At 72.4% G+C, this 18,064-nt stretch carries 14 protein-coding genes and 1 tRNA gene; 14 read left to right on the forward strand and 1 reads right to left on the reverse strand.

What is annotated here, in order from left to right:
* The first annotated feature begins 1,133 nt into the window (after positions 1-1,133).
* The 4 genes from FZ103_RS02505 (at position 1,134) to FZ103_RS02520 (ending at position 3,975) form a co-directional block, all read left to right on the forward strand.
* Positions 1,134-2,474, forward strand: a complete 1,341-nt coding sequence (locus FZ103_RS02505) for a sensor histidine kinase KdpD (protein ID WP_186355699.1) — start codon at positions 1,134-1,136, stop codon at positions 2,472-2,474.
* A gap of 62 nt (positions 2,475-2,536) precedes the next feature.
* Entirely contained in the window at positions 2,537-2,968 is a 432-nt protein-coding gene (locus tag FZ103_RS02510; protein WP_155998375.1) for a roadblock/LC7 domain-containing protein, read from the forward strand.
* A gap of 64 nt (positions 2,969-3,032) precedes the next feature.
* On the forward strand, positions 3,033-3,392 hold the full coding sequence (locus tag FZ103_RS02515) for a DUF742 domain-containing protein (RefSeq protein ID WP_155998377.1): 360 nt from the start codon (positions 3,033-3,035) through the stop codon (positions 3,390-3,392).
* Positions 3,367-3,975 (forward strand): ATP/GTP-binding protein, encoded by a 609-nt coding sequence (locus FZ103_RS02520; protein ID WP_186355700.1) that lies wholly within the window; start codon positions 3,367-3,369, stop codon positions 3,973-3,975. Before FZ103_RS02515 ends, FZ103_RS02520 begins: the two co-directional genes overlap by 26 nt.
* Positions 3,976-4,280: 305 nt before the next feature.
* On the opposite strand, the gene FZ103_RS02525 is transcribed toward FZ103_RS02520, so the two are convergent.
* Positions 4,281-4,352, reverse strand: a tRNA-Arg gene (locus FZ103_RS02525).
* 107 nt (positions 4,353-4,459) lie between these two features.
* Here FZ103_RS02525 and FZ103_RS02530 point away from each other — a divergent pair.
* The 10 genes from FZ103_RS02530 (at position 4,460) to rpmE (ending at position 17,914) form a co-directional block, all read left to right on the forward strand.
* Positions 4,460-4,858, forward strand: a complete 399-nt coding sequence (locus FZ103_RS02530; RefSeq protein WP_343233339.1) for a response regulator — start codon at positions 4,460-4,462, stop codon at positions 4,856-4,858.
* A gap of 4 nt (positions 4,859-4,862) precedes the next feature.
* Positions 4,863-6,089 carry a DALR anticodon-binding domain-containing protein gene (locus FZ103_RS02535; RefSeq protein WP_186355701.1) on the forward strand — a complete coding sequence of 409 codons (1,227 nt, stop codon included), beginning with the start codon at positions 4,863-4,865 and terminating at the stop codon, positions 6,087-6,089.
* A gap of 164 nt (positions 6,090-6,253) precedes the next feature.
* Entirely contained in the window at positions 6,254-7,651 is a 1,398-nt protein-coding gene (lysA, locus tag FZ103_RS02540; protein WP_155998381.1) for a diaminopimelate decarboxylase, read from the forward strand.
* Between the two features lie 82 nt (positions 7,652-7,733).
* A complete protein-coding gene (locus FZ103_RS02545) occupies positions 7,734-9,032 on the forward strand; it encodes a homoserine dehydrogenase (protein ID WP_155998383.1) in 1,299 nt (432 codons plus the stop codon).
* Positions 9,033-9,363: 331 nt separating this feature from the next.
* Positions 9,364-10,422: a threonine synthase gene (gene thrC, locus FZ103_RS02550; protein ID WP_155998684.1), complete on the forward strand. Its 1,059-nt coding sequence runs from the start codon at positions 9,364-9,366 to the stop codon at positions 10,420-10,422.
* Positions 10,423-10,506: 84 nt separating this feature from the next.
* The gene (gene thrB, locus FZ103_RS02555; RefSeq protein ID WP_155998385.1) at positions 10,507-11,484 is read left to right on the forward strand and encodes a homoserine kinase; all 978 of its coding nucleotides are present in this window, start codon (positions 10,507-10,509) and stop codon (positions 11,482-11,484) included.
* A gap of 431 nt (positions 11,485-11,915) precedes the next feature.
* Positions 11,916-13,880: a transcription termination factor Rho gene (gene rho / locus FZ103_RS02560; RefSeq protein ID WP_186355702.1), complete on the forward strand. Its 1,965-nt coding sequence runs from the start codon at positions 11,916-11,918 to the stop codon at positions 13,878-13,880.
* 370 nt (positions 13,881-14,250) lie between these two features.
* A complete protein-coding gene (locus tag FZ103_RS02565) occupies positions 14,251-16,068 on the forward strand; it encodes an L-lactate permease (protein WP_155998387.1) in 1,818 nt (605 codons plus the stop codon).
* A gap of 176 nt (positions 16,069-16,244) precedes the next feature.
* Positions 16,245-17,504, forward strand: coding sequence for a serine hydrolase (locus tag FZ103_RS02570; RefSeq protein ID WP_155998389.1), 1,260 nt, complete (start codon positions 16,245-16,247; stop codon positions 17,502-17,504).
* Positions 17,505-17,701: 197 nt separating this feature from the next.
* Positions 17,702-17,914 carry a 50S ribosomal protein L31 gene (gene rpmE / locus FZ103_RS02575; RefSeq protein WP_186355703.1) on the forward strand — a complete coding sequence of 71 codons (213 nt, stop codon included), beginning with the start codon at positions 17,702-17,704 and terminating at the stop codon, positions 17,912-17,914.
* Positions 17,915-18,064: the final 150 nt, after the last annotated feature.

Here is an 18,064-nt window from a genome sequence, read left to right on the forward strand (position 1 = left end):
GAACGCGGACAGCGGTGCGGGGCCGAGGAGGCCCGTCGCCTCAGGCGATCAGCGTTGTGCGCATACCTCCTCCCGCTGCCGTCTCAACCGGTGGTCACCGGCGCGGCGGGAATGCGGCCGATCCGCCCAGCGGCGCACGAATGCGACGCTACCCGCTCGCGTGATCGGGTCCGCGCCGCCGGAGAACCCGCATCCCCGGCACCGCGGGGGTTTCCCGTCCCCCGAGGACGGGGGCGGGGACTCCCGCCGGGCAGGCGCTCCGGGGGTGCGGGCGGCGCCCCGGCGGTGCCGGACGCGCTCTGATGTGCCCCGGAGGCGGTGCGTGTTCGCCAGGCGGCGCAGGTGGCGTGGTGGAAACGGTAAGAGGGGGAGGACATGGTCGTGCGCAGGAGGATGATGATCAATCTGCACAAAGGTGATCTTTCCCGTGCGCGATCACCCGGTGAACGTGATCTTCGTCACCAATATGCGTTCTGTCGGCGGCGTTCTGTGCGCCTATGCGGTATTCGCTCGCGCTGGTAAGAAGCGCGTTCCAGGTCACTGCCCTATTCGCCGCGGTGGGCAATGGTACGGCTGTGTGCTATGCGCGTCGTGCATAGGGGGTCAGAGGCGTGGATCCCCCGGGGCGCGGTAGGTTTGCGGTCGGCTCGGCTGTCCGAAATGCCTCGCACTAAATGTCTGATTCGAGGTGTATTGAGAGCGCCGACTGTACTCCCGGAGTTTTCCCGAGGTGCGTCTGTCTCGGGCATATCTCACCGGATCGCGTTTCCTGTGCTAGCGTAACCGCCGATTCGTCGGATTCCAGGCGCTAGCAGCAATGGGTTCGTGTCCGGTCGGAAATTCCGGAGCGATCCGCTGCGGAGGATGCGCTTGGCTCTGCCCGCGGCGCGGACCCGGGTGACCGCTCGGAGCTGTGCCTTTCGCCGCTCCGGTCCGCGGAACTCGGCGAACCGGCCGCCGCTCACCCGTTCCCGCATACGAGGAGGTGTGCCGTGGCGCAGGCGTCGTCATCGGCCGGCCAGGGGAACCCTCCCCCGGCACAGCCGCCGGTCACGCACCAGAACCCCCCGCCGCCCATGTGGCCGGCCCCGAAACCCGAAGGCCGGTGGCGGCGTCTGCTCAGACGCCTCGGCATGGGCAGGCGCGAGCCCGCACAGGGGATGACGGCCAACGAGCTGTTCGCAGCACAGCAGCAGGCGCTGGCCCAGCAGTTCAACGCCCAGCCCGCCGGGGTGGGAGCCGCCGCCTGGCCGCAGTCGGGCCCGGTCCACCACCCCCAGCAGCAGGCGGCCTGGCCGCAGTACCCGCCCGCGCCCATGCCCGCCGGACCGCCGCAGCCCGTCGGGCACCCCCTGCCGCAGCCCGCCGAGCAGGCTCCGCCCCCGCCCGCCCCCGCCGCCGAGCAGCCCAGCGAGGAGCAGGCCCCGGAGGCCGACAGCGGAGCCTCGGTCAAGCTGGTCACCAGCACGCTGGCCGGGCTGGCGATGCGCGACCTCGCCCTCGTGGACTCCCTCATCGAGGTCGTCGAGGACCTGGAGGACAACAGCGAGGACCCCGAGCTCCTCGACAGCCTGTTCAAGATCGACAACCTGGCCACCCGGATGCGCCGCAACAGCGAGAACCTGCTGGTGCTCGCCGACCAGGACACCGGTGACCCCTCCGCCGAGCCCGTGCCGCTGCTGGACGTGGCCCGCGCGGCGATCTCGGAGATCAAGGACTACCAGCGGGTGCAGGTCGGGCGCCTGCCCCAGGTGTTCGTGTCCGGCTCGGCGGCCGACGACCTCAGCCACCTGCTGGCCGAGCTCATGGACAACGCGACGGGCAAGTCGCCCGAGCACGCCCAGGTCGTCATCAGCGGCCAGTACATGGCCGACGGCGAGCGCCTGCTGCTGACCGTCCAGGACGAGGGCATCGGCATCCCCGACGACCAGCTCGCCGACCTGAACAAGCGCCTGCGCGGCGAGCCCGTGCTCGACGAGCAGGTCATCCGGCACATGGGCCTCTACGTGGTCAGCAACATCGCCCACCGCCACGGCATGGAGGTCCAGCTGGAGGCGCGCGCGTTCCGGGGCATCAGCGCCCACGTGATGGTCGGCTCCGATCTCCTTTCCACCACCGGTCCCCTTCCCCCCTCACCCGAGCCCGCGCCGCGGCCCGTGGCGCCACCGGTCCAGCGCCGTCCGGCCCCCCAACCCGGGCGGGCACCGTCGGCTCCTGTCCCGAATGCGCAGGAGGAGCGCAGCGCCATGGATTCCTCGTCGTCGGTCACCGCCGCCGGCCTGCCGCGCCGCAGCGCACACCGCACCACCTCGCCGATGCCTGTCGCCGAGACGTGGGAGGCGGAGCCCGACGCGCCGGCGGACGACGCCGACGAGGCGCCGCCCGCGGACAGAGCCGAGCGCATCCGCGACGACCTCGCGGGCTTCGTCGAGGGCGAGCAGGCCGCCGCCCGCGGCGACGACGAGGACAGCTGACAGAAGGACCGCCGTGATCGGCTCAGGACCTTTACCCGAACCATTGAAGAAGCTGGACTGAAATGGACAACCGCTTGAGTGAGAGTGCTGACGCGGAGAGCTTCACCTGGCTGATCTCCAACTTCGTCGACGACGTCCCCGGAGTTGAGCACGCCATCGTGGTGTCCTCCGACGGGCTCCTGCTGACCTCCTCGCGCGACTTCCCCGAGCAGTACGCCGAGCAGCTCGCCGCCATCGCAAGCGGCATGCACAGCCTGGCGCTGGGCGGGGCCAAGATGTTCGGCAAGGGCGAGTGCGAGCAGCTCATCGTGCGCATGCAGCGCGGCCACCTGTTCGTGATGTCGATCAGCGACGGCTCGTGCCTGGCTGTGCTGAGCGCGCCCAACGCCGACATGAAGGTCGTCGCCTACCAGATGACCAAGCTCGTCGAGAGCGCCGGGCACGCGCTCACCCCGCAGCTCCGCTCACAGCTCCGCGGGGTCGTGTCACCGTGAGGGAACCATTGCCAGTCAACGAATACCCGCGCACATCGCCGGGGGCGAAGAGGGTGGCAGCCACATGAGGAACCGCAGGAGTCGGCGCGGGCGCATCCGCCCCTACACCTTCACCGGCGGTCGCACCCGCTCCCGCCATCCGCTGCTGGTGCAGACGCTCGTCTCCGCCGCCGACGCCAACACCGAGGCGCCCTCGACCCTGCCGCCCGAGGCGCAGCGCATCCACGAGATGTGCCGCGAGACGCGTTCGGTGGCCGAGATCTCAGCGGCGCTGAAGATCCCGCTGGGTGTGACGCAGGTCCTGCTCAGCGATCTGGCCGACCAGGGACTCGTCTACATCCACCCCACCATCACCGGCCACAGCCCGTCGGAAAACCAAGTTCTTGAAAGGGCGCTACGTGGACTCGAACGCCTCTTCCAGTAGCTCCAGCGCATCGGGTCGGTCGCTCGTATCCGCCAAGGTCGTCGTCGCCGGCGGATTCGGTGCGGGCAAGACCACGCTGGTCGGCTCGGTCTCGGAGATCCCCCCGGTTTCCACCGAAGCGGTGATGACCGAGGCCAGCGAGCAGCACGACGACCTCTCCTCCACACCGGAGAAGGTCACCACCACGGTCGCCATGGACTTCGGCCGGCTCACCCTGGAACAAGAGCTGATCATGTACATGTTCGGCACACCGGGGCAGGCGCGGTTCTGGTTCATGTGGAACGACATCGTCCGAGGCGCGGTCGGCGCGGTCATCGTCGTCGACTCCCGCCGGCTGGCGGACTGCTTCGACGCGATCGACTACTTCGAAACCAGCCAGAGCGTGCCCTACATCGTCGCGCTCAACCGGTTCGACGGAGAGCTCCCCTACACCGTCGACCAGATCCGGGAGGCGCTGGAGATCTCCCCGGAGGTCCCCATCGTCGACTTCGACGCCCGCGACCGCAACTCCGCGGGCAACGTGCTCAAGACGCTGCTGCGCTACGCGCTCTCGCGCCCGCGCCAGCCCGATCCCGTGGGTTGAGCCGCGGCCTGTGCACGGATCGGCCCGCCGCACCCCGCCGGGTGCGGCGGGCCGAGCCATGAGTCCGGCCGCCCCGGCCGGGCGGGATCGCGCGGACGCACGCCGGTTCCAACCGCCCGAATAGCGGTAACAGGGATCATCCGAAACCAAGGGCGGCACGCCTCGCGGATCCGGGCACCGCCGCCCTCCGGCGCGCCTGCGCGCCCGCGCGCGAGCACCGCCGCCACGCTGTCGGCGGTGCGGCGGGAGAAAGGAAAAACCAGCGGCCGCATACGCGTTTCCGCTGGTCTAAAGGTCATAACCGGTGCCCCCTGGAGGATTCGAACCTCCGCACACGGCTCCGGAGGCCGTTGCTCTATCCCCTGAGCTAAGGGGGCGCTTCGCGGAATCAAGACTAGCAGCTACCGCGGGGTGGATCGCGCAATATCCGCGGGCTTGGCCGATCGCCAGCGGAGGCGGGGGCCGGAGCGTTAGTCTCGCGCCCGTGGGTGATGCTCTGGCACGCGTACTGGTGGTCGACGACAACGAGGTGATCAGGCAGCTGATCGCCGTCAACCTGCAACTCGAAGGCTTCGAGGTGCACACCGCTGTTGACGGCGAGGACTGCCTCGCCCGCGTGGGCGAGGTCCAGCCGGACGTGATCACCCTCGACATCATGATGCCCAGGCTCGACGGATGGGTGACCGCCTCGCGGCTGCGCGAGGACGAGGCCACCCGCGGGATGCGCGTGCTGCTGATCACCGCCCGCGCCCAGGAGGACGACGTGCGGCGCGGGCGCGAGATCGGCGTCGACGCCTATCTGACCAAGCCCTTCGACCCCACCGAGCTCATCCGGCTGGTGCGCGAGCTCGCCGCCCGTAACCGCGCCGAACAGGCCGGCTGAGCCGGTGGCCGACGCAGACGCCGGCCGGCCGTGGTGGGGGCCCGAGGGCGCCACCCCCCGGCGCGTGGACGCCCTGCTGCGCAGCGCCGTGGCCGAGGCCGCGGGCCGCCCGCCGGAGACCCTTCCCGCGGCCGAACCGCGGCGGGCGGGGGCGCCCGGTAGCGCCCGCTACACCACGGCGCTGCCGCTGCGCCTGGCCCGCGAACTCGGGATGCCCGCTTCCCGGCTGGCCGAGGGCGCCGTCGCGCGGCTGCTCGACCGCCCCCAGGTCGCCGGGGCCCGGGTCGAGCGCGGCGGGTTCGTCGGCATCGAGGTGGCCCCCCGGGCCCGCGCCGCCATGGTGCGCACCGCCGCGGCCGACGGGGCCGGATTCCTCTACGCCCGCCTCGGTCCGCCGGAGGAGGCGCCGGTCCCCGGGTCGCCCGCCCGCACGCAGGACCCGTGGGCGCTGACCCCGCTGCACGACGCCGGCACCGTGGCAGAGGCCCGCACCCGGGCGCGCGGCGACGCCCGCCGCAGGATGCTCGCCGCCGAAGCCCTCTCCGGCAGCGGGACCGCGGACGGCGACACCTCCTGGCGCGACCCCCATCTCGATCGCGGCGGCGGCGACACCCCCGCCGCCCGGCTGCTCGCCGTGGTCGGTGAGGCGAGCGCGCGGACCGCCTTCTGCCGGTCGCCGGCCGAGCAGCCGCGCCCCGGCGAGGAGACCGGCCCCGGCCTGCCCGCCGTGCCCACGGCCGAGCACCCCGGCGCCTGGGCACTGGGCACGGCGGCCAACCCCGCCTTCGCGATCCGCTACGCCCACGCCCACGCCGTATCGACGCTGCGCTGGGCCGATCAGGTGCGGGAGGCGCAGGTGGACGGCTCCGTCCCCTCCGGCCCCGCAGCGCACGGCCCCGGACCCGGCGCCGATCCCGGCGACGCCCTGCTCGCCGCGGCGTTGGAGGCCGCCCCGGCCGCCGCGCTCGCCGGCGCCCTGTTCGACGGCCCCCTGGTCCTGCGCGCCGCGCAGCGGCGTAGCGAACCCCATATGCTGGTCAGATACCTCGAAGGTCTCGCGGCTGCCTACCATGAGTGGCGGAATTCCGGCGGCGGACTCACCGTTGAGGCGATCGGCGAACCCGCGGGCGGAGAGTCCGCGTCGAGCCGACTGCGGCTGTGCGCCGCGGCGGCAGGCGTCCTGCGCGCCGGATCGGCACTGCTCGGCGTGTCCGCGCCCACAAGGCTTTGAGCACGCGGTCGAACGGTCCGGCGGCCACCGCCGCAGCCGGCCGGCCCCGGCCGCCGCACCCTGAGCGGCCCGCCGCCGCGCCCGCACGAACCGGCCGGCGCCCCGGTCCGCACGCGCAGCCCGCGACCCAGCATGCGAAGCACCCCGAACGTCGAGAGCGAGCCATGAGCCGTTACGCCCACCCCGCCGGTCCCCGCCACGCGGAGGTCCTGCCCGAGGAGAACCCCCCGTCCCCTCCGCGCGACCTGATGCACCTGGATCCGCGGGTCTGGCCCGCCACCGCCCGCCGCGACGACGCCGGCGGGGAGCTGGCCGTGGGGGGAGTGGGCGTGCGCCGCCTCGCCGCCGAGTACGGCACTCCGCTGTTCGTACTGGACGAGGACGACTTCCGCGCACGGGCCCGCAGCTACCGCAACGCCTTCAGCGAGGCCGAGGCCGACGTCTACTACGCCGGCAAGGCGCTGCTGACCAAGGCCGTCGCCCGCTGGGTGCACGAGGAGGGGCTCAAGCTCGACGTGTGCAGCGGTGGCGAACTGACGGTGGCGCTGGCCGCCGGCATGCCGCCCGAGCGCATCGGCATGCACGGAAACAACAAGTCCGAGGCCGAGCTGGCCCGCGCCGTTGAGGCCGGGGTGGGCCGCATCGTCGTCGACTCCTTCGACGAGATCGAGCGCCTGGAGCGCATCGCCGCCGAGCGCGGCCGCGTGCCCAAGGTGCTGGTGCGCGTCACCACCGGAGTCGAGGCCCACACCCACGAGTTCGTCGCCACCGCCCACGACGACCAGAAGTTCGGCCTGGCGCTGAGCACCGGAGCCGCCGCCGAGGCCGTCCGCCGCGTCCTGGCCTGCGAGCACATCGAACTGGTCGGCCTGCACTCCCACATCGGCTCGCAGATCTTCGACACCGCCGGGTTCGAGGTGGCCGCCCGCCGCGTCACCGAGTTCCTCACCCGCGTCCACCGCGAGACCGGCGCCGAGCTCTCTGAACTGAACCTGGGCGGCGGCCTGGGCATCGCCTACGTTCCCGCCGACACCCCGCTGGACCCCGAGGCCATCGCCAAGAGCCTGCTGACCATCGTGCAGCGCGAATGCGACGCCCACGGCCTGTCGATGCCGCGCATCGCGGTCGAGCCCGGCCGCGCCCTGTCCGGGCCCGCCGGTATCACCCTCTACGAGGTCGGCACCGTCAAGGACGTCGAGGGCATCCGCACCTACGTCAGCGTCGACGGCGGCATGAGCGACAACATCCGCACCGCCCTCTACGGCGCCGAGTACACCTGCGCGCTCGTCTCGCGCACCAGCGGCGCCCAACCGGTGCTCTCCCGCCTGGTCGGCAAGCACTGCGAGAGCGGCGACATCATCGTGCACGACCTCTACCTGCCCGCCGACGTGCGCCCCGGCGACCTGGTCGCCGTCGCCGCGACCGGGGCCTACTGCTTCTCCATGGCCAGCAACTACAACCGCCTTCCGCGCCCGGCGCTGGTGGGGGTGCGCGACGGCGTCCCCCGGACGCTGGTGCGCCGGGAGACCGAAGAGGACCTCCTCCGCTTGGACGTAGGCTGACTGGGCCGGGCGCCCGGCGCCCGCGGTCCGGCGGCGGACGAAGTGGACGGCACGACGTGACAGAACTGGGAGTCACCCCTCTATGGCGATGAAGGTGGCGCTGCTGGGATGCGGCGTTGTGGGTGCGGAAGTGGTGCGGCTGGTCGGCCGGCAGGCGTCCGAACTCGCCGCTCGGGTGGGAACACCCCTGGAGATCGGCGGCATCGCGGTGCGGCGCCCGGGGCGCGAGCGCGGCACCGGGGTCGATCCCGAGCTGTTCACCACCGACGCCACGGAGCTGGTGACGCGGCCTGACATCGACGTCGTCGTCGAGGTCATCGGCGGCATCGAGCCCGCCCGCTCGCTCATCCTGGAGGCGGTCAAGGCCGGCAAGTCCGTCGTCACCGCCAACAAGGCGCTGCTGGCCGAGGACGGCGGAACGCTGCTGGCGGCCGCGCGGGAGGCCGGCGTCGACATCTACTACGAGGCCGCCGTCGCCGGCGCCATCCCGCTGCTGCGCCCGCTGCGCGACTCGCTGGCCGGCGACCGGGTCCACCGGGTGCTGGGGATCGTCAACGGCACCACCAACTTCATCCTGGACCGGATGGACACCCAGGGGGCGGGGTTCGCCGAGTCGCTGGAGGAGGCGCAGACTCTCGGCTACGCCGAAGCCGACCCCACCGCCGACGTCGAGGGCTTCGACGCCGCGGCCAAGGCCGCGATCCTGGCCCGGCTCGCCTTCCACACCCAGAACGTGACCGCCGCCGACGTGCACCGCGAGGGGATCACCGACGTCACGGCGGGCGACATCGCCAGTGCCAAGGCGATGGGCTGCGTGGTCAAACTGCTGGCCATCTGCCAGCGCGCCGAGGACGGCGCGTCGGTGGGCGTGCGCGTCCACCCGGTGATGCTGCCCCGCGAACACCCGCTGGCCGCGGTCACCGAGGCCTACAACGCGGTGTTCGTCGAGGCCGAGTCCGCGGGGCGGCTGATGTTCTACGGCCCCGGCGCGGGGGGCGCGCCCACGGCCAGCGCCGTGCTCGGCGACCTGGTCGCCGTCGCCCGCAACCGGCTGGCCGGAACCTCGATGGGCGAGGGCGCCCACGACAGCGGCCTGGCCGTGCACGCCATGGGCAAGACCGTCACCCGGTACCACATCTCCCTGGACGTCGCCGACCGCCCCGGCGTGCTGGCCCGCGTCGCCGAGGTGTTCGCCGAGCAGGGCGTGTCCATCAAGAACGTGCGCCAGGAGGGCTCCGGCGAGGACGCGCAGCTGGTGCTGGTGAGCCACACCGCGCCCGATTCCGCCCTGGCCGCGACGGTCGAGCGCCTGCGCGGCCTGGACATGGTGCGGTCGGTGGCCAGCGTGATGCGGGTCGAGGCCTTCTCCGAGGACGTCTAGGTAGGCCGTGTTCGAGAACGGCGGGGGCGCGGCCTTCCAGGAACCCGCCGGGTACCGCCTGGGGCGCACCGACTTCGTAAACACGACGTGGCCCGCCCCGCCCCGAAAACGCCGTCCCAACTGCTGAGACGAGGTTCCGCCGGATGCACGCGCCGGCTGCCGCCGGCCCTAGACTCGGGGGCGATGGCAAGGCCGCGCGGCGGGGTCGCAGGGCATCCGCCGCCGCTGCCGCGCACACCCGCAGGGGCGCTCCGGGCGCTTGGGCGTGCTCGCATCCGCCGAACCTCAAACGCATGTCCACCCATTCTGGCGAAAGGGCCCTGTCGTGAGCATGGCACGGGCGTGGCGGGGAGTCGTCGAGGAGTACCGCGACCGTCTTCCCGTCACAGCGAACACCTCGGTCGTCACCCTGCTTGAGGGCGGAACCCCGCTGGTTCCCGCCACCCGCGTCTCCGAACTGACGGGGTGCGAGGTGTTCCTCAAGGTCGAAGGGCTCAACCCCACCGGGTCCTTCAAGGACCGCGGCATGACGATGGCCATCACCAAGGCCGCCGAGGACGGCGCCAAAGCCGTCATCTGCGCCTCCACCGGCAACACCAGCGCCAGCGCGGCCGCCTACGCCGTGCGGGCGGGCATGACCTGCGCGGTGCTGGTGCCCCAGGGCAAGATCGCCATGGGCAAGCTCGCCCAGGCGCTGGTGCACGGCGCCAAGCTGCTGCAGGTCGACGGCAACTTCGACGACTGCCTCGAACTCGCCCGCAAGCTGTCGGTGGACTACCCGGTCGCGCTGGTGAACTCGGTCAACCCCTACCGGCTGCAGGGCCAGAAGACCGCGGCCTTCGAGGTCGTCGACGCGCTGGGTGACGCCCCCGCCGTGCACTGCCTGCCGGTGGGCAACGCCGGCAACATCAGCGCCTACTGGATGGGCTACCGCGAGTACGCCGACGCCGGTGTCTGCACCGCCGCGCCGCGCATGTTCGGCTTCCAGGCCAGCGGCTCGGCGCCGATCGTCACCGGTGCTCCGGTCGAGCAGCCGCGCACCATCGCCACCGCCATCCGCATCGGCAACCCCGCGTCGTGGGTCTACGCCGAGCAGGCGCGCGACGAGTCCGGCGGCCGCATCGACGCGGTCACCGACCGCAGGATCCTGGCGGCCTACCGCATGCTCGCCGCCGAGGAGGGCGTCTTCGTCGAGCTCGCCTCGGCCGCGAGCGTCGCCGGGCTGATGCAGGCGGTCGAGGCCGGCCACATCGAGCGCGGCACCCGCGTCGTGTGCACGGTGACCGGAAACGGCCTCAAGGATCCCGACTGGGCGCTGGCCGGCGCCTCGACGGCCACCACGGTGCCCGTCGACGCCCACGCGGCGGCCTCGGCACTCGGCCTCGCCTGAGCCGCGGCCCGCGCGGCCCGTCCGGCTGCGCGCCGCAGGGCCCCGACCGCACCGCTTCCCCCGACCCCGTGAAAGAGCCTCCGCATGCCCCAGCCGCGCCCCGCGGGGGTGCACGTGCGCACCCCCGCCACCAGCGCCAACCTCGGTCCCGGATTCGACGCGCTCGGGTTGGCCCTGGGCCTCTACGACGAGGCCGACGTCCGGATCACCGGTGACGGCAGGGTGGTCGTCGACATCGAGGGAGAGGGCGCCGGCGAGGTGCCGCTCGACGCGAGCCACCTGGTGGTGCGGGCGATGCGGGCGACGTTCGAGGCGGCCGGCGAGCCGCTGCCGGGACTGCACCTGCGCTGCACCAACCGCATTCCGCACGGGCGCGGACTGGGGTCCTCGGCCGCGGCCATCGTCACCGGCGTCATCGCCGCCACCGCGCTGCTGAGCGGCGGCGGCCCGGCGGCGGGCCGGCTGGACCGCGACCGGGTGTTCCGCCTGGCCGCGGACATCGAGGGCCACCCCGACAACGTGGCGCCCTGCGTCTACGGCGGCTTCACCGTCGCATGGCGGGGCGCTGGGGGCTGGCGCGCCACCGGGGTGGCGCCGTCCCCGCGGTTGCGGCCGGTCGTGTGCATACCGCGCGAGCGGCTGTCCACAGAACAGGCGCGCGGACTGCTGCCGCCGACCGTGCCCCACGCCGACGCGGCGTTCACGGCCGGACGCGCCGCGCTGCTGGTCGCGGCCGTTTCCGGCCACCCTGAGTTGCTGTTGGAGGCCACCGAGGACCGGCTGCATGAGGACTACCGCCGGCCCGCCATGCCCGAAAGCCTGCGCATCGCCCGTGAGCTGCGCGAACACGAAGGGCTGGCCGCCGTGGTCTCCGGCGCCGGTCCCACCGTGCTCGTGCTGGCCGACGCGGGGGCGCGGGGACGGGCGCAAAACCCGCCGGATGCGGGGGATGACGCCCAAATCAGTGCCGACCTGGTTGATTCAATTCGAGAGCGGACGGGTAAGGATTGGCACATACGCCCCCTAGCCATCGATCCGGCTGGAGCGTGGATCGAAACATAGACCTGTGTCAAGGAATAGCTGTGGGCTCCGGTGATGTTAGGCTGGGTGAAGCACCAGATGCCCCCGATGCGGGGCGTGTGCTCATCCGCCACAGTGTTTACCGCGTCCAAGGTGTACGTGGTCTTGGCCATGCGATCACTGCGCACGGTTATCACTGTGTGAGTTCGCGGCGCTCCCGTGAATCCGTCCACCCCGACTGTGCCGCCGGCTCGCCCGACGAGAGCGGCAGAATGGTTCACGGGCGGCCCTACCGGACTCATCGCCCTCACGCCTGGCTGTACCCAGAGCCCGCCGCGACCGGGTAGGGGATCGACGGTTCCCGACACATCCGCGTGGGGCATGCCCGACCCGGCCCCCGCCGGTTCGCACCACCGGGCCGGCCGTTGAAGACACGATGACGGCCTGAGCCCGCTCCTTGGGAAGGACCCTTAGTGAGCGACACCACCGAACTCCACACGGACGCGGCGGTCAGCAAGCAGCACGAGACGACCGCGTCCGCTGCGGACGCCGGCGACGCCGCGACCTCGTCCAGAAAGAGCACGTCGTCCCGGTCCCGGAGCCGTACCGGCGGCACCGGTCTGTCGGCGCTGAAGCTGACCGAACTGCAGCGGCTGGCGTCGAGTCTCGGTATCACGGGGACGGGGCGGATGCGCAAGAACGACATCATCGCCGCCATCGAGGCCAAGCAGGGCGGTCCCGTGTCGGCACCGCAGTCCGAGGGCGCGGCCAAGCCGGCTGCGGACCGCTCCGAGCGGGACTCCGGCCAGAGCGCTCCCGCGGCCGAGGCGCCGGCGGCGGCCCAGGCCGGGGCGGGCGGGCGCGAGTCCGAGCCCGCGCAGGCCGACCGGTCCGAGAAGCCGGCGCGCAGCCGCCGGTCCCCGCGCAAGCGCGGTGAGGACTCCGCAGACCAGAACCGGACCTCGGACGGCACCGATCCCTCTACCCCCGCGAGCAGCGTGACGAAGACATCCAATTCCCAGAAGACCGACTCCCAGGGCGGCCAAGGCGGCCAGAGTGGCCAGGGCGGAGGCCGCGAGCGCCAGCGCAACCGGCGCAACCGCGGCAACCGCGACGACTCCGGCGGCGACAACCAGCAGCAGAGCCAGGACGGCGGCCAGCAGCAGGGCGGCGGCAACCGCGGCGGAGGCGGCGGAGGCGGCGACGACGACTTCGGCGGCGGGCGCCGCCGGGGACGTCGGCGCGACCGCCGCGACCGGCGCCGCGACCGCCAGGACTCCGAGCCCGTCATCAGCGACGACGATGTGCTCCTGCCGGTCGCCGGCATACTGGACATCCTCGACAACTACGCGTTCGTCCGCACCACCGGCTACCTCCCCGGCGCCAACGACGTCTACGTGTCGCTGGCCCAGGTGCGCAAGAACGGCCTGCGCAAGGGCGACGCCATCACCGGCGCCGTGCGCCAGCCGCGCGAGGGCGAGCGCCGCGAGAAGTTCAACGCGCTGGTGCGGCTGGACACCATCAACGGGATGACCCCGGAGCAGGCGCGCAACCGCCCGGAGTTCTCCAAGCTGGTGCCGCTGTATCCCCAGGACCGCCTGCGGCTGGAGACCGAGCCGGGCATCCTGACCACGCGGATCATCGACCTGGTCGCACCCATCGGCAAGGGCCAGCGCGGGCTCATCGTCTCGCCGCCCAAGGCCGGCAAGACCATGGTGCTGCAGTCGATCGCCAACGCGATCACCGAGAACAACCCGGAGACTCACCTGATGGTCGTGCTCGTCGACGAGCGGCCGGAAGAGGTCACCGACATGCAGCGCACGGTCAAGGGCGAGGTCATCCACTCGACCTTCGACCGCCCGGCCGAGGACCACACCACCGTCGCCGAGCTCGCCATCGACCGCGCCAAGCGGCTGGTCGAGATGGGTCTGGACGTGGTGGTGCTGCTCGACTCCATCACCCGCCTCGGGCGCGCCTACAACCTCGCCGCCCCGGCGAGCGGACGCATCCTCTCCGGCGGTGTCGACTCCACGGCGCTCTACCCGCCCAAGCGGTTCTTCGGCGCGGCCCGCAACATCGAGAACGGCGGCTCGCTGACGATCCTGGCCACCGCGCTGGTCGACACCGGCTCGCGGATGGACGAGGTCATCTTCGAGGAGTTCAAGGGCACCGGCAACATGGAGCTGAAGCTCAACCGGTCCCTGGCCGACAAGCGGATCTTCCCCGCGGTCGACGTCGTCTCCTCCAGCACCCGCAAGGAGGAGATCCTGATGTCGGGCGAGGAGCTCAACATCATCTGGAAGCTCCGCCGCGTGCTGCAGGCCCTCGACATCCAGCAGGCGCTGGAGCTGCTGCTGGAGCGGATGAAGGACACCAAGAGCAACACCGAGTTCCTGCTGCAGGTGCAGAAGACCACGGTGGGCGGACCCAACGACTGACGCCCGTGCGGCCGCCCGCCGGCGGCCGCGCACGGGCGCGCGGCAGCGCGCGGGGACCCGCCCGGGCGCGTGCGTGCGCAACCGGCGGTGTGGACAGCGCCGCCTCCCGACCCGGTGCCGGGAGGCGGCGCTTCGTCGTTTCCGAGGCCCGTGCACCAGCCTTCCCTGAGCCGCCGTGCCGGTGGTCCGGGCGGCTCCGCGGACGGGGGCGCCGCCTTGCGGGTGCGGTGCCGCTGGGAATTCGTGTGACGACCTGATCTGCGGGTATGTGGTCTGTGCCACACTTTGCTCTTTACCGGGTGGGATGACGTGATCTAGGGTTCACGGCGTACTGCATACCGTGTACTCCGTCCCCCCGGGAGTGAAGCGGATGGACAGCCTTCCCCTGCTCAGCCTGTTCGCCCTCGCGCCGATCCTGGTGGTCGGCGTCCTGCTCGTCGGGTTCCGCTGGCCGGCCAAGTACGCCATGCCCGCGGGCTACGCCGTGGTCGTCCTCATCGCCGTGACCGTGTGGCAGACCGAATGGGCCGCCGTGGCCGCGTCCACGGTGCAAGGGCTCATCCTCGCCATCGGCCTGCTCTACATCATCTTCGGCGCACTCCTGCTGCTGGCGACCCTCACCAAGAGCGGGGCCATCCACACCATCCGCGCCACCTTCACCGGTATCAGCGCCGACCGCCGGGTCCAGGCGATCATCATCGGCTGGCTGTTCGGCAGTTTCATCGAGGGCGCCTCCGGCTTCGGCACTCCGGCGGCGATCGTCGCCCCGCTGCTGCTCGCGCTGGGCTTCCCGGCGATGGCCGCGGTCATGGTCGGACTGGTCATCCAGAGCACCCCCGTCAGCTTCGGCGCCGTGGGCACCCCCATCCTCGTCGGCGTCGACGGCGGGCTCGCCGGCTCGGAGGCGGTGCAGCAGCGGGCCCAGGAGCTGGGGATGGGCGTCCCCCAGCTCGTGGAGTGGATCGGACTGCAGACCGCGATCGTGCACGGCGTCACCGGAACGCTCATCCCGCTGTTCCTCAGCTGCCTGCTGTGCGGCTTCTACGGCGAGCGCCGCCGCTTCGCCGACGGTCTGCAGGTCTGGCCCTTCGCCCTGTTCGCGGCACTGTCGATGACCATCCCCTCGGTGCTGTACAACGCCTTCCTCGGGGTGGAGTTCACCTCGCTGCTGGGCGGCCTGACCGGACTGCTGATCGTCGTCACCGCCGCCCGCCGCGGCTTCCTGCTGCCCAAGACCACCTGGGACTTCGGCCCCCGCGAGACCTGGCCCGCGCGCTGGACCGGTCGGCTCAACCCCGGCGACGGCGACGGCCCCTCTGCGGGCGGCGCGGACGGAGGGCACTCGATCGGGCTGCTGCGGGCCTGGTCGCCCTACCTGCTGGTGGCCGCGGTGCTGGTGGCCACCCGCATCCTGCCCGGGGTGCCCGAGTGGCTGCAGCGCGTCGAGATCGGGGCGAGCGAGCTGTTCGGCACCTCCATCGGCGACGCCGTCCAGCCGCTGTACTCGCCCGGCGCGGTCTTCATCCTGGCCTGCCTGGTCACCTACGCGCTGCACCGCATGAGCGGCCGGCAGATCGCCGACTCCTGGCGCATGGCCGGCGGCCAGCTCGCCGGGGCGGCGGTGGCGCTGCTGTTCGCCGTGCCGCTGGTGCGGGTCTTCATCAACTCCGGCGCGGAGTTCAACACCGGTGACCTGGAGAGCATGCCGCTCACCCTGGCCCAGGGCGCGGCGACGCTGGCCGGCGGCGCCTGGCCGATGTTCGCCCCCTGGATCGGGGCGCTGGGCGCGTTCGTCGCCGGCAGCAACACCGTCTCCAACCTGATGTTCTCCCTGTTCCAGTTCTCCACCGGCGAGCAGATCGGGGTCGCGCCCGAGACGGTCGTGGCCGGGCAGGCGGTCGGCGGCGCCGCCGGGAACATGATCACCGTGCACAACGTCGTCGCGGCCTCGGCGGTCGTGGGCCTGGTCGGGCGCGAGGGCGACCTGATCCGCCAGACGGTCATCCCGCTGACCTACTACCTGCTGACGGCCGGAGCGCTGACCTACCTGCTGGCCTACGGCTTGGGCCTCAACGCGGGACTCCTCATGCTCGCGCTGATCGCGGGGGCGCTGGCGGCCCTGGTGGTGCTGATGCGCCGCAGGGCGCGCGGGGGCGACCCGGGCCGGGAGCCCACCGACGTCCGCTGACGGGCCGGGCGGGCGCCTCAGCCATGGGAGGTCGGGCGCCCGCCCACAGATCCCCGGTAAACGGCTTCGGCGCGCCCACAACCGCGATACCGACCCACCCGGATCCGCGGCCGGCGACCGGCGGGAAGCGGGGGCCCGAGTCGCCAATCGGCGGATTCCGTGTTTCCATCGCCTCAATGGACACCAGGAAGAAGTGGGCGCTGGCGGCCGGAGCCGCGGCCGCGGCCGTGGTCATCGCGGCGACGCAGGCCGCGGTCCTCGACAGCGCCGGCCCCGGCGCGGACGCCGCGCAGCCCCGCCCCGGAAGCGGAGAGACCGCGGGGATCGGCGCCGACGAGCAGATCGCCCTCCAGCAGGCGCTGAACCGGGTGATCGAGCAGGGCTCCAGCGGAGCCGTCGCCGAACTCGTCCAGGTCGGGCCCAAGGGCACGGACACCTGGAACGGCGTAGCGGGGGTGGCCGACCGCGCGACCCGGAAACCCGTGGACCCCCTCACCCACTTCCGCATCGCGAGCCTGTCCAAGCCCTTCGTGGCCGCGACGCTGCTGGACGTCGCCGACGAGCAGGATGTCGCGCTCGACTCCACCCTCGGCGAGCTGCTGCCGGGCGCGATCCGCGGCGGCGGCGAGATCACCCTGCGCATGCTGCTCAGCCACACCAGCGGGTTGTACAGCTACAACCGCGACATGCCCGGCGTCCGCAGCGACCCCGACCGCACCTGGCGGCCCGAGGAGCTGGTGGCGGTCGCCGAGAAGAACGGGCCGGTGTTCGAGCCGGGCACCGGCGTCGCCTACTCCAACACCAACTACGTCCTCGCCGCGATGGTCGTCGAGAAGCTCACCGGCCGCCCCTATGAGAAGGCGGTCGCCGAGCGCGTGCTGCGCCCCCTCGGCCTCGACGAGACCTCGATCCCCGACGACAGCCGCGTGCCGCGCCCGTTCCTGCACGCCTACCTCCAGGTGCGGCGGGCGCCCGGCGCCGAGCCCCGCCCCTGGGACGTCAGCGAGTTCAACCCCACCCGCTGGTACGGCACCGCCCAGGTCGTCTCCACGGTCGGCGACGTCAACCGGTTCTGGCAGGCGCTGCTGGGCGGCGACGTGCTCTCCGCGGCCATGCTGGAGAAGATGCTGGAGGTCCAGGCGACCAACGGCGGAGGGTACGGCTACGCGCTGGGCCCCCGCAGGTACACGCTCACCTGCGGGCTCGAGGTGTGGATGCACTCGGGCAACATCCCGGGCTACCGCACCTGGACCGTGCACGGCGGCGGCCGGCACTTCACCCTCTTCCAGGCGCGCTACACGGCCGATCCCGACCCGCCGGCCTGGGCGATGATCGAGACGGCGATGTGCCCGACACCGGGCGACGACCCCGCTCCCACGCCCACCGGCCACCCCACCGAGGACGTCGGCGACACCGGCCGCGGCCAGGACGGGTGAGCCGCGGCCGGCCCGCCGCCGGGGCGCGGGTGCGAGGAATAGCCGCTGGTCGGTTCTTGTTTGAAGGTCTGGCAAACTGGTATATCGACCGCCGCGGTACCGGTTCACGCCGTCAGATCGGCAGCCTGTCGCGGCACGCAGTCCCTGCGCGCCGATGCCGAGTGCGCCCGGCGACCGCCACTAGCGAGGAGATCCACGTGAAAGCCGACATCCACCCCGAGTACGTCGTGACCCAGGTCACCTGCACCTGCGGCAACACCTTCACCACCCGCAGCACCGCCGCGTCGGGCGAGATCCGGGCCGACATCTGCTCCGCCTGCCACCCGTTCTACACCGGCAAGCAGAAGATCATGGACACCGGCGGCCGGGTCGCCCGCTTCGAGAAGCGCTTCGGCAAGCGCTCCAAGTAGCTCCGCAGGCGGCGCCGGGGCGCGCGGCCTCCGATGCCCGGAGGCCCGCGTCCGGCGCCGCTGCTCGTAGGCAGGCCCTTCGAGCCCTGCGTGCGCGTCCCCGGCTCGGCCGCCGCCCCGGGCGCGCACCCGCGACCACGCCCCCGACGG

It is taken from the genome of Streptomonospora sp. PA3 (assembly GCF_009728995.1).
Lineage (GTDB): Bacteria > Actinomycetota > Actinomycetes > Streptosporangiales > Streptosporangiaceae > Streptomonospora.